This window comes from Streptomyces sp. NPDC053542, from assembly GCF_044544685.1.
Classification (GTDB): domain Bacteria; phylum Actinomycetota; class Actinomycetes; order Streptomycetales; family Streptomycetaceae; genus Streptomyces.
This window is the reverse complement of the sequence record NZ_JBITXL010000001.1, coordinates 616749-632757: the sequence shown is the minus strand read 5'-3', so window position 1 is coordinate 632757 and position 16009 is coordinate 616749. Positions and strand designations below refer to the sequence as shown.

General features: G+C 70.5%; 12 protein-coding genes and 3 pseudogenes. 5 read left to right on the top strand and 10 right to left on the bottom strand.

Features of this window, described 5'->3' with window-relative positions; genetic code table 11:
* Nucleotides 1-6: 6 nt before the first annotated feature.
* Nucleotides 7-945, top strand: coding sequence for a hypothetical protein (locus tag ACIGXO_RS02815; RefSeq protein ID WP_399779319.1), 939 nt, complete (start codon nt 7-9; stop codon nt 943-945).
* A gap of 368 nt (nt 946-1313) precedes the next feature.
* Here ACIGXO_RS02815 and ACIGXO_RS02810 read toward each other — a convergent pair whose 3' ends face one another.
* Nucleotides 1314-1898 carry a TetR/AcrR family transcriptional regulator gene (locus ACIGXO_RS02810; RefSeq protein WP_399779317.1) on the bottom strand — a complete coding sequence of 195 codons (585 nt, stop codon included), beginning with the start codon at nt 1896-1898 and terminating at the stop codon, nt 1314-1316.
* A 216-nt stretch (nt 1899-2114) separates the two neighbouring features.
* Between ACIGXO_RS02810 and ACIGXO_RS02805 the strand changes: the two genes are divergently transcribed.
* The gene (locus tag ACIGXO_RS02805) at nt 2115-3053 is read left to right on the top strand and encodes an alpha/beta fold hydrolase (RefSeq protein ID WP_399779315.1); all 939 of its coding nucleotides are present in this window, start codon (nt 2115-2117) and stop codon (nt 3051-3053) included.
* Nucleotides 3054-3733: 680 nt separating this feature from the next.
* On the opposite strand, the gene ACIGXO_RS02800 is transcribed toward ACIGXO_RS02805, so the two are convergent.
* Nucleotides 3734-5008 carry an MFS transporter gene (locus ACIGXO_RS02800; protein ID WP_399779313.1) on the bottom strand — a complete coding sequence of 425 codons (1275 nt, stop codon included), beginning with the start codon at nt 5006-5008 and terminating at the stop codon, nt 3734-3736.
* Nucleotides 5005-6408 (bottom strand): rhodanese-like domain-containing protein, encoded by a 1404-nt coding sequence (locus tag ACIGXO_RS02795; protein ID WP_399779311.1) that lies wholly within the window; start codon nt 6406-6408, stop codon nt 5005-5007. The genes ACIGXO_RS02800 and ACIGXO_RS02795 overlap by 4 nt, the downstream gene beginning before the upstream one ends.
* A gap of 103 nt (nt 6409-6511) precedes the next feature.
* Between ACIGXO_RS02795 and ACIGXO_RS02790 the strand changes: the two genes are divergently transcribed.
* Both ACIGXO_RS02790 and ACIGXO_RS02785 read left to right on the top strand, forming a co-directional pair.
* Nucleotides 6512-7186, top strand: a complete 675-nt coding sequence (locus ACIGXO_RS02790) for an ArsR/SmtB family transcription factor (protein ID WP_399779310.1) — start codon at nt 6512-6514, stop codon at nt 7184-7186.
* Nucleotides 7187-7238: 52 nt separating this feature from the next.
* Nucleotides 7239-7328, top strand: a pseudogene (locus tag ACIGXO_RS02785) (hypothetical protein); the annotation flags it as partial.
* 340 nt (nt 7329-7668) lie between these two features.
* Here ACIGXO_RS02785 and ACIGXO_RS02780 read toward each other — a convergent pair.
* Both ACIGXO_RS02780 and ACIGXO_RS02775 read right to left on the bottom strand, forming a co-directional pair.
* Nucleotides 7669-7950, bottom strand: a complete 282-nt coding sequence (locus tag ACIGXO_RS02780) for an EF-hand domain-containing protein (protein ID WP_399779309.1) — start codon at nt 7948-7950, stop codon at nt 7669-7671.
* 148 nt (nt 7951-8098) lie between these two features.
* Nucleotides 8099-8368 (bottom strand): annotated as a pseudogene (locus ACIGXO_RS02775) (TetR family transcriptional regulator); the annotation flags it as partial.
* Nucleotides 8369-8402: 34 nt separating this feature from the next.
* Between ACIGXO_RS02775 and ACIGXO_RS02770 the strand changes: the two are divergent.
* Nucleotides 8403-8719: pseudogene (locus tag ACIGXO_RS02770) on the top strand (type 1 glutamine amidotransferase domain-containing protein); the annotation flags it as partial.
* 23 nt (nt 8720-8742) lie between these two features.
* Here the strand turns inward: ACIGXO_RS02770 and ACIGXO_RS02765 are convergent.
* The 5 genes from ACIGXO_RS02765 to ACIGXO_RS02745 all read right to left on the bottom strand — a co-directional run bounded on the left by ACIGXO_RS02765 (nt 8743) and on the right by ACIGXO_RS02745 (nt 15975).
* Complete coding sequence (locus ACIGXO_RS02765) at nt 8743-10893, bottom strand: ATP-binding protein (RefSeq protein ID WP_399779307.1); 2151 nt, start codon at nt 10891-10893, stop codon at nt 8743-8745.
* A 309-nt stretch (nt 10894-11202) separates the two neighbouring features.
* Entirely contained in the window at nt 11203-12612 is a 1410-nt protein-coding gene (gene aspA / locus ACIGXO_RS02760) for an aspartate ammonia-lyase (protein WP_399779305.1), read from the bottom strand.
* A gap of 125 nt (nt 12613-12737) precedes the next feature.
* A complete protein-coding gene (locus ACIGXO_RS02755; RefSeq protein ID WP_399779973.1) occupies nt 12738-13796 on the bottom strand; it encodes an asparaginase in 1059 nt (352 codons plus the stop codon).
* 65 nt (nt 13797-13861) lie between these two features.
* Nucleotides 13862-15301, bottom strand: a complete 1440-nt coding sequence (locus ACIGXO_RS02750; RefSeq protein WP_399779303.1) for an amino acid permease — start codon at nt 15299-15301, stop codon at nt 13862-13864.
* A complete protein-coding gene (locus tag ACIGXO_RS02745) occupies nt 15298-15975 on the bottom strand; it encodes a FadR/GntR family transcriptional regulator (protein ID WP_399779971.1) in 678 nt (225 codons plus the stop codon). Before ACIGXO_RS02745 ends, ACIGXO_RS02750 begins: the two co-directional genes overlap by 4 nt.
* Nucleotides 15976-16009: the final 34 nt, after the last annotated feature.

Below are 16009 nucleotides of genomic sequence, written 5' to 3'. Positions count from 1 at the left end.
CCCCCGTTGTCACAGCCGAACAAGAACGCCGGCCCGGACCGCCCGTCCGGGACCGGTTTCGCGGAGACCTTCGCCAAGGGGGCGCGTACACCGCTGCGCGGCCTGGCGCCCGGCCGGCGGGTGTGGAAGACAGTGCTGGGCCTGCCCGTGCTGGCCGGCGTCGGCGTCGGCGTGGTGGCGCTGGCCACCCTGGGCGCCTCCCAGGTGCGCTTCGGCGACGGCCAGGAAAAGGCCGTCGCCGCCAAGCAGCCACAGCCGACGAAGACCGGCTCTCCGGCACCGGCCGCCAAGGCCAGCAAGTCCCCGAGCCCGGCGGCGTCCCCGAAGCCCAGCGACGCGGGCGCGCCGGCCCCGACTCCCGAGGCGCCGCAGAAGAAGGAGCCCCCGGCCCCCGAGCCCAAGAAGAAGCCCGCCGGTCCGCCGCGCGTGACCTACACGGGTCTCGCGGGCCCCGGCTGCCCGACCCCGCCCGGCGGCGGCTATCAGCAGCAGGGCGCCTACAACGACGGCGGCAACGGCTGGTACGGGCTCACCGGCGGCAGCACCCAGGAGGGCGGCTGCAGCGGCCAGTTCACCTCCGTACCGATGTCCGGCGACCCGGTCAAGGACGCCAAGAGCCGAGTGATGTGGTGGTTCGCGCCGGGCCCGCAGTCCCGGACCTGCCAGGTCTCGGTCTACGTGCCCGAGGGCCCCAACGACCGCGATGTGAACGGTCACCCGACCACGTATCACGTGCTGACCGACGCCTTCGACCGGAACACCAAGTACGGCCAGTTCACCGTCGACCAGGCCGCGCACCGCGGCAGCTGGCAGCCGGGCGGCACCTTCCAGGTCCGCCAGGGCAAGATCGCCGTGAAGCTGCTGGACCGCGGCATCAATCACGGTCCGGGCCGCGAGGCCGCCCACCACGCGGCGGCACCCGTCAAGGTCACCTGCCACGGCTGAGCGCCGCAGCGGGCCGTCAGCAACGGCTCCCGCTGAGGTTCTTGTGAACGAAAGCGGTGCCCTCCGTTCGCCACGGAGGGCACCGCGCCGCCGTTCCCCGCTATTACTGCGTCCGCTGTTACTGCGTCCGCGACGCCTGGACGAACCCACCCAGGCGCGCGGCTACCGGGCCGGGAAACGGCACACCGCGCTCGCGCTCGCCGCCTACGCGCTGCCGGCCGTCGCATCGGGCCTGGCCAGCCACCCACTCCGCACCTGTCCTACCCGACGGTGCCGACCAGAAATCGCCGGCCGACTACGGCATGACCGCGCTGACCGTCCCCGAGATCCAGCGCCTTCGCACCGTGGTCACACGGCGATCGAATGCGTTACGCGCGCAACGCCTGCGACAGCGCGTCAACGGTCACGCCCACGATGGCCAGGAGCTGCGCCGGGCTCGCCCCGGCCCTGCTCATGACGGCGAGCGACTGATTCACAGCCGCGATGTGTACAGAGAAGGCATCGGCGTCCTGGTCGGTCAGTCGGCCGGCCTTCAGCGCGGCGCGCAGGCGCAGGCGCTGGAAGCCGAGCGCCTGCTTGGCGTGCGCTGCCACGCTCGGACGCAGCGCTGGAATTGCCATGGCCGACTGGGCAATCAGGCATCCATCAGGCAGTGCGGGATCGGCGATGCGCTCGAGGGTGACGTCGAAGAACGCACGAACAGCGGCAACGGGTTCCGAGGCTGCACACGACAGGGCGGCGTCGTACTTCTCGCCGTAGCGCGCGGCGTAGAGGTCCAGGCAGCGCAGGAAGAGCGTGTCCTTGTCGCCGAGGGAGGAGTAGATGGAACTGCGGTTCAGGCCGGTTGCCCGGGACAAATCGCCCAATGAGGTGTCGGCGTAGCCGTCGCGCCAGAACTGGATCATCGCGGCGTCGAGCGCCGCGTCCATGTCGAACTGCTTCTTGCCTGCCACGCGCTACTTCCTTGCCGATGCGTCGATGGTTCGGACTGTGTTGCGCACCATTCTATCTTGAACCGATCAGTTCAAGATGGTGTTAGCCTTCATGCGTGGTCATGGCCAGGCATGCCGCGCGCTTCGCGACGCGCGAGAAACACGCCACGCGGTCCCAGCCATCGCCCGTCAGCCACACCGTCCCCACCGCACACCTGACCCCGACGGAGGATCCCCGTGACCGGCCCAGCAACCAGCACTCCGCATGTCTCCGAAAGCAACCCCATCCGCGACCTGCCCCTGCAGCATCTGGACGGGTTCACTCACCGCTGGGTCGACGCGGACGGCGTCCGCCTTCATGCCGTCGAAGGCGGACGGCCGAGCGGCCCGGCCGTCGTCCTGCTCGCCGGATTCCCGCAAACCTGGTGGGCCTGGCGAAAGGTGATGCCCGGCCTCGCCCACCGGTTCCGCGTCCTCGCGATCGACCTGCCGGGGCAGGGCCACTCCGAGCGTCCGGAGCGCAACTACGACACGCACGCGGTCGCCGCGCACGTTCATACCGCCGTGCAGGCTCTCGGAGTGTCGACCTACTCCCTGGTGGCCCACGACATCGGCGCCTGGGTCGCTTTCTCCCTCGCCCTCAACTTCGAGAGCCACCTGCGCGGGGTCGCTCTGCTCGACGCCGGAATTCCCGGTATCACTCTCCCGGAGGCGATTCCCACCGACCCGGATCGAGCGTGGAAAACCTGGCATTTCGCGTTCCACGCCGTGCCCGACCTGCCCGAGACGCTGCTTGCCGGCCGCGAACGCGAGTACGTCGGCTGGTTCCTGAAGGCGAAGGCCCTGTCTCCCGACACGTTCGACGACGCCGAGCTCGACCACTACGCGGCGGCCGTCGCCGCCGACGGCGGCCTGCGCGCTTCCCTCGCGTACTACCGAGACGCCGCGGAGTCGGCGCGCAAGAACCGCGAGGCGCTCCAGCGGCGGCACCTGACCGTGCCCGTCCTCGGAATCTCCAGCAGCCACGGCTCCGTTCCGGACATGGCCGCCTCCCTCAGCCCATGGGCCGACCACACCACCGGAATCGTCGTGCCCGACGCTGGACACTTCATCCCCGACGAGCAGCCCGAAGCCGTTGCTGCCGCGATAACGGGCTTCATCGCCGCCGACGACTGACAATCCGCAGCGTCAGGTCCGGCTGTCGTTTCTTGGCCGAGGGGCGGGCCGGGCCCAGCACGGGTGCTCCACCCCTTACTGCGACACCATCGTGGCGTGCCAGTGGCCTCGTCGAGTCCTGCCCCCTCAGGCGCCGGAGACCGGTGCTGGCGCCCGGGGAGCGAGAGGGGGCGGCTGTCAGCTTGCTTCGGGTATCCGACTGGCGCGCCATTCGGGGGCTTCTGCGGTATCGGTGAACTCCAACCGCGCCGCCGCGGTCGGCTGGACCTCCGGAATGGGCACCGCCTTCGCCATCGCCGCCATCCTCTCCACGGCCTTCATCCGCCTCACCGGCCTCACACCTCGTCACAGAGCAGACCGGGACCTTGCCGGCGAGGTCCCAGCCGCAGGCTGAACCCGCTGCGTACAGTGGTCACGGAGGTGGCGTCACTCGCCTCGTCGTGCCCGAGACCCCTTGCCGCCGCGCTCTCCGATGCGCCCGCCTAACGCATCGTGTTGGGTTTCCCTGACGTCCTCTCGACGTCCGAAGCACCCCGGTCAGAGATGCAGCGGCGGGCTCGCGGTCGCCCCGCTGATGCGCTCGCGGCCAACGACGTCGCGCGGAAATTGCACATCACGCGCCGCGACCCCTCCATGGGCGCCCTTGCCTTTCGCCCGGTCTTGCTGGTCTCCTGCGACGGTCAGTGGGCGGGCCGGTGTTCGGTGATCCAGTGGGCGGCGAACAGTCCGGAGGCGGCGGTGAGGACGGCGGCGGCGATGACGGTGGCGTTCAGGCCGAGGGCGTCGGCGAGAATGCCGGCGACGAGGGCGCCTGCGGCGTAGCCGATGTCGCGCCAGAAGCGGTAGGTGCCCAGGGCGTTGGCGCGCCAAGTGGGGTGGGCGTGGTCGGAGACCGAGGCGATGAGAGCCGGGTAGACCATGGCCGTGCCGATGCCGAGGGTGGCGGAGGCGAGAATTCCGGCGAGCAGCGGTGTGCTCAGGAGCACCAGCGCGAGGACGAAGCCTGCGGCCTGGAGGAGCATGCCCCAGACGATGAGGGGTTTGCGGCCGATACGGTCGGCGAGGTGGCCGGTGTAGGTCTGCCCGAGGCCCCACAGGATCGGGTAGACGCCCTTGATCAGGCCCACGGCGGCGAGTCCGAGGCCGTGGTCGGTGAACAGCAGTGGGAAGACGCCCCAGGTGAGGCCGTCATTGAGGTTGTTGACCAGTCCGGCCTGGCTGGCGCCGCGCAGGGAGCGGTGATGCCAGGAGACGCGGGCGAAGGTTTTGGCCAGCCCGGTGGGTTCCTCACCCGGGGACGGCCTGGGGTGCCGGCTGAGTTCGAGCGCGACGTGAGCCGCGGTGTCGCGGACGACGAGGGAGAGAGCGAGTCCCGCGGCGACGAAGACGACGCCGATCAGCTCGGGGACGGGGCGCAGACCGTAGGCGGTGGCGAGGTAGCCGGTGAACAGGGCAGTGACGCCGACCGCGGTGTAACCGGCGGCCTCGTTCAACCCGGTGGCCAGTCCCCGGCGTTCGGGACCGACCAGGTCGATCTTCATGTTGACCGTCATGGACCAGGTCAGGCCCTGGTTGAGGCCGAGCAGCACGTTCGCGGCGATGATCCAGCCCCACGAGGGCGCCCAGGCCAGTGCGAAGGGCACGGGGGTGCCCAGTAGCCAGCCTGCGAGCAGGAGTTGCTTGCGGCTGAAGCGGGACGTGAGGGCGCCGGCGGCGAGGTTGGTCAGGGCCTTGGTGACGCCGAAGGCGATGATGAAGGAGAAGACGGCCAGGTCGCTGGTGAGTCCGAAGACGTCGCTGCCGATCAGGGGAACCGTGGTGCGTTCCAGGCCGACCAGTCCGCCGACGCAGACGTTGACGACGACCAGCAGTGTGAACTGCAGCCAGTTCTCGCGCAGCCCCAGCACGACGGGGCGGGGAGCGGTCTTGGTTATGGCAGTGGAGGGTGTCTTCACTGCCGGCTGTCCTTCGCCGGGTCGCCTTCGCCTGCGGTGGTGCCTTCGGCCAGGGTCTGGCCGTGTGCGGCGGCGTAGTGGGCGGGGCCGCCTTGCAGAACGGTGAGGTCGGTGCGGCCTGCGCGCTCCAGCAGGCTGGCAGCGGTCATGGCGCGTTCGCCGTGCCCACAGGCCACGACGGCACCTTCGGGGGCTTCGGTGGCGTGCGCGGCCAGGCTGCCGAGTTCGAGGTGTACGGCTCCAGGTACATGCCCTTCGGCGTATTCGGCTTCTTGCCGCACGTCGAGGTAGGGGCTGGGCGAAGTGTGTTCCGCGGTGACGAAGCGAGTGGTCGTCTGCCGGTTTCCGGCGGCGAGCCAGGCGGGAATGCCGCCGGCCAGGCGCCCGACCAGCCGCTCGTAGCCGATCTTGTACGCCTGCCAGACGATTTCGGAGAGGTCCTGGCCTGCGCCGGTGACGAAGGCGATCTGCGCGTCACCGGGCAGGAGCCAGCCCAGCCAAGTGGCGAACTGGTCGCGCAGCGGGATGGAGACCGAGCCGGGGACGTGTCCGGCCGCGTAGTCGGCCGCGGGCCGCACATCGACCACGTACCCGCCGTTGGCCAGCAGCGCCTGGAGGCGGGAGGCGTTCAGCTCGGGCAGCAGAGGGGTGGAGGTGAGTACGGCAGGCCCGCGACGGTTGGCCTCGGTGAGGCGGGCGAAGTAGGCGGGGTAGCTGCCCAGGCTCGCCACCAGGTGCCGTACGAAGGTGTCCTCGTCCGGCACGGCCAGCAGCGGGTTGGCCTGCTTTTCGGCGCCGATGGTGGTGGTGCGCTCGGTGCCGGGCGGGGCGGAGCAGAATGACCCGGCCCCGTGCGTGGGCCATACCGGCGTCGCGTCCGGCAGTGTCGTGAGCCGTTTGAGGGAGCGGTATTGGGCGCGGGTGAGTTCCTCGGTGCGGTCGGCGCCGAGCAGGTCGGTGCGGGCGGCCGAGTTCACGATCAGCGAGCCGCCGGTGAAGATGCCCAGTTCGCGGTTGCCGTCCAGGACCAGGAAGGAGAGGTGTTCGTCGGTGTGCCCGGGGGTGGCCAGTGCCCGCAGGGTCAGGCCGCCCAGGTCGACCTCGTCACCGTCGGCGAGGGGGGTGTGGTCGAAGGCGCGGCGCCCGGCGGCGGAGGCCAGCACGGTGGCGCCCGAGTCGTGGCCGAGCTGGACGGCGCCGGAGAGAAAGTCGGCGTGCAGGTGGGTATCGGCCGCATACGCCACCCGCAGCCCCCGCTTCCCGGCGGCGGCGTGCAGGGTGCGCAGGTCCCGGCTGGCGTCTACCGCCAGGGCACGTCCGTCACCCAGGTCGAGGAGATAGGCGCTGTTGCCGAGTCCTTCGTCGACCAGCGGTATCAGGTGTTCGTCGGTGAACCCCACGGCTTCCTCCAGGTCCTCGCATGCTCAGGGCCCGCTCGGGCGGGCTCTGGGCACAGCACCGAGCCTCATCTACAATATTCCATAGATTCTTGGAGGATGCATCGTGGAGAACACCGCAACCCGTGGCAAGGCGAAGCTGTACGAGGCGTTCGCGGCCAGCGGCAAGGCTCTGGCCAGCGGAAAACGCCTGGAGCTGCTGGACCTGCTCGCCCAGGGTGAGCGCACTGTGGATGCGCTGGCCAAGGCGTCGGGGCTGAACCTGACCACCGCGTCGGCCCACTTGCAGACGCTCAAGCAGGCCGGATTTGTCGCCACCCGCCGCGAGGGTGTGCGCATCCACTACCGGCTCGCCGGGGACGACGTTGCGCAGCTGTTCGCGCTGCTGCGCAAGGTGGCCGAGCGCCATCAGGCCGCCGTGCCCGCCGCCCGGGACGCCTACCTCGGCGAGGACGCCGCCGCCGAGGTCAGCCGCGCGGAGCTGCGGGGCCGCATCGCCGCCGGAGACGTCGTCGTCCTCGACGTGCGGCCGGTCGAGGAGTACCGGGCCGGGCACATTCCCGGCGCCGTATCCATCCCGGTGGAGGAGCTCGCCGAGCGGATCAACGAGCTGCCCGAGGATCTGGAGATCGTCGTGTACTGCCGCGGCGAGTACTGCGTGCTCGCCTACGATGCGGTGCGGCTGCTGACCGACCGTGGCCGGCGGGCCATCCGCCTCCACGACGGCATGCTGGAGTGGCGGCTGTCGGAGCTGCCCGTCGACGTCTCGGATCTGACGTGACCGGCTCGGGCGGCGGCCTCCCGCCGCACCCGGGCCTGGCCGGCGGGCGGGTCTGCCTGGACTAGAACGCCACCACGCGGCGAACAACGGGACCGGTGCCCTCCAGCCGATCACCGAACTCGCCGCCCTCGCCCACGAACACGGGGCGCTCTTCCACTGCGACGCCGCCCAAGCCGTCGGCAAGATCCCGCTCGACATCGGCGAGCCGGCCTCCGGCGCCCCCGCGCGCATCGCGGACCTGCGCGACGACCTCCACCAGCGGCAACGCCGACAACCCCAGCCGTCAGGTCCGGTTGAGCTTCCTCGGCTAAGACGCCGGGGTCTCGCGGCCGTCGGTGCTGTGGGCTGTACGTCGTCGCGGGGGCGAAGCGGTAACGGCTCCGGGGGCGCTACGAGGGCCGAGGCTGGGAGAACGAAAGCGGTGCCCTCCGTTCGCTGCGGAGGGCACCGCGCCGCCGTTCCCGCTGTTACCGCGTCCGCTGTTACTGCGTCCGCGACGCCTGGACGAACTCTTCCTTGGAGATCTGACCGTTCGAGTCGCGGTCCACCAGGTGGAATGCCTTGCGGATGTTGGCCTCGGAGACCCGCTCCCGCTTCCCCGCCACGAGCAGTTCCGGCTCGCTGATGGTGCCGCTCCCGTCCGTGTCGATCTGCTGGAAGGTGGGAGGGGTGCTCGCGGGGGCGCCGGCGAAGGCGGAACCGCTGGCGCCGAGAACGGCTGCCGCCGTCAGGGCCATCGCGGTGGCGGCGGTGCGAGTCTGCATGGTGTCTCCCCTCGGCCCTCCGCGGGATGGCGGGAAGGCCGGATGTATGGCTGTCACTGGCAACTGCAGCCACCCACCGTAGTGAATCAATAGCTCAACGTCACGGAAGGCGTGGAGGTTCCGTGCGAAGTGCGAGGTGTCGTTCGCGCTACCGGGGCTGCGTGGTGGTTGTCCGCGAGAGGGCAGGGGCGGTGGTGAACAGTGCGAGGACTGCGGTGCGGACCTGGTCGGCGACCGTGTCGGGGTGGAGGTGTCGAACTTGCCGTCGAGGTGCAGGAATGCCAGGCCGTGGACGAGCGTCGGGGGTCGCGGGTGAGGGATGGGCGGCGGCCAGGTGCTCGGCGAGTTCGCGGTAGCCCTCGGCCGCGACCGCGGAGACGAGTGCTTCGCGGTCCGGGAAGTGCCGGTAGGGGGCGGTCGGCTGAAGGACGGAGAAGTCCACCCCTCGGATTGTCGACCCGGACGCGTACGACCTGGTCTTCTACCCGGGGGGCCACGGCCCGATGGAATACCTCGCCGGCGACCCTGTCTCGGGCGCACTGCTCACCCGCGTCCTGCACTCCGGCAAGCCGCTGGCACTGCTGTGCCACGCACTGGCCGCCCCGTTCGCGGCGAAGAGCGAGGACGGATCGTGGCCGTTCACCGGCTACCGCATGACGGGCCTGTCCAACCTGGAGGAGAAGTCGAGGAGAGGTGCAACAGCTTCGGTCGCAAGGCGATCCGGCTCCTGGAGGGCCGCCTGCGCGAAAGTGGCGCCGACTACCGCAAGGGGTGGGGCAGGCGGTGCGTCGGTCAGCCTCGTGTGCTGCCGTTGCTGCCGCTGGGGGGCGCCAGGGGGTTGTGTTTGTTGAGGGCGGGGGTGATTCCCGCGTCCAGGTCGGTGTGGTAGCCGGTATCGAATGCGGTCTGGTAGGCGCGGTCGCCGAGGGCGGCGCGGGCTTGTCGTTCGCAGGCTTGGCGGGCGGCGATCCATTCGGGGACGCCGGCCTGCGGGCGGCCGAGGGTGTCCCAGATCTGCTGGGCCACACCGAGCAGATGGGCGGCCCGTTGCTCCTGCCCCATGGCGCAGGAGGCGGAGGCGAGGACGTCGATGGCCGAGGCGCTCCCCTGGGGGTCGTGCAGCCGGTGCTTGACCTCCGCCGCGGCCTGGGCGTGGAGCTGTGCGGCCTGGAACCGGCCGCGAGCCAGCTCGGCCTGGGACCGGAAGATGTCGGCCCAGGCGCGTACCCATCGCTCGCCGTGCCGGTCGCAGGTGGTGCGCAGCTGCTCCAGGGCGGCAACGGCTTCCGTGTGACGGCCCGCGAGATTGTGCGCATGGCTGAGGCCAAGGCGTCCCATGAGCAGGGCGAAGGTGGGGCTCCCCTCGTGTCGCTGCGTGGTGAGCAGGCTCTGTACCAGCGACAGTGTCCGTGCCGCGTCACCTCGCAAGCCCGCCACACACATCGCGATGACCCTCGCATGGGCTGCCGCGTCGTCGTCGCCGAGCTGCCGGGCCGCGGCCTCGCATTCACGGGCCAGTGCGGCTGCCGTGTCGGCGTCGCCCTGCGCCACCATCGCCAGGCCGTAGGCCCACAGGGCCTGGTCGCGCACCTCGCTGGGCTCGGTGTCCGTGGCCAGGGCACGCTCCAGGTAGTGCTGGCCCTCCTTCGGGTGTCCGCAGGGGTACCAGAACACCCAAAGTGCCCCGCCGAGCTCCAGCGCGGAGTGGTCGTGCGGGCCGTCCGGCCGGGCCAGGGAGAACTCCATGGCGGCGCGGAGGTTGTCGTGCTCGCCGGTCAGCCGGTCGTGCCAGGCCAACTGGTCGGGCCCGACCCAGGAAGCGTCCGCGTGGTGGGCCATCGCCAGGTAATAGCGCAGATGAGCACGGTGCGCCTGCTCATCCTCGTCGTCACCCAGAGCGCGCAGCCAGTGAGCCCCGTATTCGCGGAGGGTGTCCAGCATCCGGTAACGCTCCCCGGCTCCGGTCGGCTCCCAGACCAGGATCGATTTGTCGACCAGGGCGGTGAGCAAGGAGAGAACCGTATGGTCGGGAAGCCGTTGGTCGGCACACACCCGCCGGGCCGCCACCGCGTCGAAGGAGCCGGCGAATACCGACAGCCGCGCCCACAGCAGACGTTCCGCGGGGCTGCACAACTCGTGGCTCCAGCCGATCGCGGTCCGTAGTGCCTGGTGCCATGGAGGATCGGCCTCGTACACGGCCTGCTCCGTCTCGCCCAGTACCGCGAAACGGTCCTCCAGACGGTCGGTCAGCTCGGTCACCGACAGATCGCGCAGCCGGGCGGCGGCCAGTTCGATGGCGAGCGGCAGACCGTCCAGGCGGCGGCACAGTCGGACGAGACCGGCGCGGTTGGCGTCGGTGACCGTGAATCCCGGTGCTGCCTCTGCGGCGCGCGCCGCCAGCAGGGCGACCGCGTCCGCCTCCCCGGCCGTCTTGTTCCGGGGGTCGGGTACGGGCAACGGTGCGACGGTCAGCAGCTGCTCCGCGGACACGTCCAACCGGCGGCGACTGGTCACCAGGATGCGCAGCCCGGGCGCTGTGGCCAGCAATGTCTCGACGGTCATCGCACATTCATCGATCAGATGCTCGCAGGTGTCGAGCACCAGCAGCAGCTCCCGCCCCTCCAGGTAGTCGGCCACCACGTCGATCATCGGTCGCGTCGTCTGGTCCGCCAGCGGCAGCGCCTCGGCAATGGTGTGTGCCAGCAGGGCACCACGCCGTAGCGGGGAGAGCCCCACCCACCACGTCCCGTCCCTTAGGGACGGTTGTGCCTCGTACGCGGCCCGTAGCGCCAGCCGTGTCTTGCCCACGCCTCCGACGCCCGTCAGCGTCACCAGCCGGGCATCCCCGAACCATCGCCGGACCTGCGCCAGCTCAGCCGCCCGGCCCACCAGCTCCGTCGCCTCCGCAGGCAGGTTTCCCGCTCGCTGCCTCCGTCTGGTCACGATCGCCCTCTCCCGTCCGTCTCCGTCCGAGGTGGAGCAGCCTGCCTACTCTCGCCACCCTGCGTGACGGTTAGTAAGAAAGCGACCGACTGTGGTGACGGCTGATCGCGGAGGTGCGCTTTACGGTGCGTTGTGCGGCAACCCCATGCCTCGCCAGGCAAGTCACTGAACAGAAGCGCCGCCCGGGGACCCGAGATGCCCGCAGGGGCACCGTGACCAGACATGGGTCCCCGGGCAGCGCCTAGGGGAGGGGTCGGCTCAGCGGAGTCCGGCGGACACGAGCGCCGACAATCCTCGTCCGGTCCCGCATCAGGCCGAAGGCGCGCCGTTGCCCGCGAGGACTTCCGGGCGCAGCAGGGCGGCGAGCTTTTCGGCCGGGAGCAGGCCCCTCTCCAGGACGAGTTCGGCGACGCCGCGGCCGCTGGCGAGGGCCTCCTTGGCGATGTCGGTGGCGGCCGTGTAGCCGATGTGCGGGTTGAGGGCGGTCACCAGGCCGATGGAGTTCTCGACGGTCGCGCGCAGCTGCTCCGTGTTGGCGGTGATGCCCGCAACGCAGCGTTCGGCGAGGGTGAGGCAGGCGGCGCGCAGGTGCGTGATGGACTCCGAGAGGGAGTGCAGGATGATCGGCTCGAAGGCGTTGAGCTGGAGCTGTCCTGCCTCGGCGGCCATGGTGATGGTGACGTCGTTGCCGATCACCTCGAAGGCGACCTGGTTGACGACCTCGGGGATCACCGGGTTGACCTTGCCGGGCATGATGCTGGAACCGGCCTGTACCGGCGGCAGGTTGATCTCCGCGAGTCCCGCACGCGGGCCGGAGGAGAGCAGGCGCAGGTCGTTGCAGCTCTTGGAGAGCTTGACGGCGATGCGCTTGAGCACGCCCGACATCTGCACGAACGCACCGCAGTCCTGAGTCGCCTCGACCAGGTTGGCGGCGGTGACGAGGGGCAGGCCGGTGATGTCGGCGAGGTGGCGGCGGGCCGCCTCCGCGTACCCGGCGTGAGCGTTGAGGCCGGTGCCGATCGCGGTGGCGCCGAGGTTGATCTCGTGGATCAGCTCGACGGCCTCGGCGAGCCGGCTGCGGTCCTCGTCGAGCATCACGGCGTACGCCGAGAACTCCTGCCCGAGGGTCATCGGCACCGCGTCCTGGAGCTGAGTACGGCCCATCTTCAGTACGTCGCGGAACTCGACGGCCTTGGCGGCGAAGGCGTCCTGGAGGACGGCCATCGCCTTGAGCAGACCGCGCACCGCGAACACCGTCGCGATCTTGACGGCGGTCGGGTAGACGTCGTTGGTGGACTGGCCGAGGTTGACGTGCTCGTTGGGGTGCAGGTGCTGGTACTGCCCCTTGGCGAACCCCATCAGCTCCAGCGCACGGTTGGCGACGACTTCGTTGGCGTTCATGTTCGTCGAGGTGCCGGCGCCGCCCTGGATGACGTCGACGACGAACTGGTCGTGCAGCTTGCCGTCGCGGATCTCACGGCAGGCGGCAACGATCGCGGCCGCCTTCCGGGGCTCCAGCAGGCCGAGTTCCTCGTTGGCGAGGGCGGCGGCCTCCTTGACGGTGGCCAGGGCGTCGATCAGGTGCGCGTAGGCGGAGATCGGGGTGCCCGTGATGGGGAAGTTCTCCGTGGCGCGCAGGGTGTGGACGCCCCAGTACGCGTCGGCGGGTATCTCGCGGTCTCCGAGCAGGTCGTGTTCGCTGCGGGTGGCGGCGGTCATGGGTGTGCGGGCCCTCTTCTTCGAGGTAGGTGGGTCAGGTACGTGAGGGGGTGGGTCAGGTACGTGAGGGTGGGTCAGGTACGTGAGGTGGGCCGAGCCAGGCGCTGACCTGCGTCGGGTCAGGGTTACGCGGGGGTGGCGACGGCCCGGGGGAGCAGCGCGGAGACCGGTCGTACGCTGCCGACCGGCCGGCCGCCGCCCAGCATCGGCTCCCCGGCGAACGCGGTGAGGAGTTCCGGATCGACGCCCGCGCGTGCCAGGGCGGCAGCGGCGACGGGTATGCGCGCCCGGTTCGCCCCGTCGGCGATCTTCACGGCGATGGCGCTGCCGTCCGGCAGCGCGGCGACCTGTACGCCCTCGAAGCCGTCCTTGGCCAGCAGTCCGGGAACCGCGCGCATCAGCGCGGCGACGTCCCGTCCGGCGCCGGAGGCCATCTCGGGGTACTCGCGCATGGCGTCCGCCACGCGTGCCTCGGGGGTGCCGGGTGCGGCGGTGGCGATGCGGGCGGCGGCGCGGGCGAGGCCGTGCAGGGAGACGGCGAACAGCGGGGCGCCGCAGCCGTCGACGGTGACCTGCGCGATCCGCTGCCCTGTGAGTTCCTCGACGGTCTCGGCGATCGCCGTCTGGAGCGGATGGTCGGGAGCGAGGTAGTTCGCCGGCGGCCAGCCGTTGAGCAGGCAGGTGTAGAGCATCGCGGCGTGCTTGCCGGAGCAGTTCTGGGCGAGCCGGGAGGCCGGGCGGTGCTCGCGGACCCAGACGTCGCGGACGGCCGGGGCGTACGGCAGGTCCGGGACGTTGCGCAGGTCGTCCTCGGTGAAGCCGGCGAGATCGAGGATCCGCCGGGCTCCGGCGAGGTGGCGTTCCTCGCCGGAGTGGCTGGCCGCGGCGAGGGAGAGCAGTTCGCCGTCGAGCGGGAGCCCGGCCCGCACCATGGCGACGGCCTGGAGGGGCTTGAGCGCCGAGCGCGGGTAGCACGCGGTTTCGATGTCGCCGAGGTGGAAGCGGATCTCGCCGTCGGGGCCGAGTACGGCGACGGAGCCGTAGTGAACGCCCTCGATCATTCCGCCACGTATGACATGGGCGACGGGGGCGTGGCGGGGTTCGCGGAGGGCGGGTGCCGCCGCGAGGGACCGTGCGTCCGTGCCGGACGCGTCGGCGAGGGAACGATTCTGCGGGTGGTGCATCTGTTTCTCTCTCGACCAGTGGTGGGTCGTCGTGGCCGGTGGGCCGTCGTGGACCGGTACGCGGGTCACGCGTCGGTCCCGGTGGAGGTGCGCCCGATACGGCCGCGGATGCCGTACCAGCCCGCGACCAGGGCTGCGATGATCAGCGGCAGGCACAGCACGGTGGTGCGGCCGGCGCCGCCGTCGGCGTACATGAGGACCAGGACGGAGGCGAGGAAGGCCAGCGTCACGAGTTCGGTCCAGGGGGAGCCCGGCAGCCGGAAGCCGGGGCGGGTCAGCTCGCCCTTCTGGGTCTTCTGCCAGAAGAGCAGATGACAGACCATGATCATGCCCCAGGTGGCGAGGATGCCGATCGCCGCGAAGTTGAGCACGATCTCGAACGCGTCGGCGGGGACCACGTAGTTGAGGCCGACGCCGAGGACGCAGATGCCGCTGGTGAGCAGGATGCCGCCGTACGGCACCTGGCTGCGGCTCATCCGGGCGGTGAACCGCGGCGCCGAGCCGCTGACGGCCATGGAGCGCAGGATGCGCCCGGTGGAGTACAGGCCGGAGTTGAGCGAGGACATGGCCGCGGTGAGCACGACGAGGTTCATCACGCCGCCGGCCGCCGGGACGCCGATGCGGGACAGCACGGTCACGAAGGGACTCTCGTCGGCGCTGTACGCGGTCCAGGGCAGCAGCATCGACAGCAGGACGACCGAGCCGACGTAGAAGAGGCCCACCCGCCACATGATCGAGTTGATCGCCTTCGGCATGATCTTCTCGGGGTTCTGGGTCTCCCCGGCCGCGACGCCGACCAGCTCGACGGAGGCGTACGCGAAGACGACGCCCTGGATGATCAGCAGCATGGGCAGCAGGCCGCCGGGGAAGATGCCGCCGTGGTCGGTGATCAGGGACGGGCCGGGCGTGGTGCCGTCGACCGGCTGCTGGGTGACCAGCAGGAAGATGCCGATACACATGAAGATCACCAGTGCGCTGACCTTGATGATGGCGAACCAGAACTCCAGTTCGCCGAAGATCCGCACCGAGATGAGGTTCACGGTGAGGACCACGGCCAGGGCGATGAGGGCGATCACCCACTGCGGGATGTCGGAGAACATGCCCCAGTAGTGGGTGTAGGTGGCCACGGCGGTGATGTCGGCGATGCCGGTGGTCGCCCAGTTGAGGAAGTACATCCAGCCCGCGGTGTACGCGCCCTTCTCGCCCATGAACTCCCGGGCGTAGGACACGAAGGCGCCGGAGGAGGGGCGGTACAGGACCAGTTCGCCGAGGGCCCGTACGACGAGGAAGGCGAACAGGCCGCAGACGGCGTACGCGATGAAGAGGGACGGTCCTGCGTCGGCGAGCCGGCCGCCGGCGCCGAGGAAGAGGCCGGTGCCGATGGCACCGCCGATGGCGATCATGTTGACGTGCCGGGACTTCAGGGACTTGCTGTAACCCGCGTCTCCGGCGTCGATGTGGCCGGACGAGGGGCGCGTCTCGTCTTTGAGATGCTGTTCGCTCACGCCTCGGATCTGCCTTCCGTAGGTATGTCCGTACGTGTGGGGCGCACGATGTCGGTGAGGGTGGTGTCGACGCGGTCGAGATGGTGGGACATGGCCGCCTCCGCGTCGTGCTCGGAACCGTCGATCAGCGCCTCGACGATCGCCCGGTGCTCCTGGTTGGACCGCTCGCGCCGGCCGCCCAGCTCGTTGAGGAACGCCGACTGACGCGCCAGTGCGTCGCGGATCTCCTCGATGACCCGGCGGAAGACCGGGTTCTGAGCCGCCTCGGCCACGGCGAGGTGGAAGAGGCTGTCCATCGCGACCCACGCGGTGGTGTCCGTCTCCCGCTCCATCCGGTCGAGGAGGTGGGACAGGTGGTCCAGGTTTTCCGGGGTGCGGCGCAGTGCCGCGTACCGGGCCACCGGAATCTCGATGTGGCGGCGTACCTCCAGCAGGTCGCTGGCCGCGTAGTCGCCGAAGGTGGGGTCCTCGACGGTGGTCGCGACCACGAAGGTGCCCCGGCCGGTCCTGGAGACGGTCAGGCCCATGGTCTGCAGGGCCCGGAGGGCCTCGCGCAGCACGGGCCGGCTGACCTCCAGAGTGCGGCACAGCTCCGCTTCGGAGGGGAGCTTGTCGCCGATGGCGTAGTCGCCGCGCTCGATGGCGCCGCGGAGGTGGGCGAGCACCGCTTCCATCGCGCTGACGCGCCGCGGCATCCGGCCACCTGTC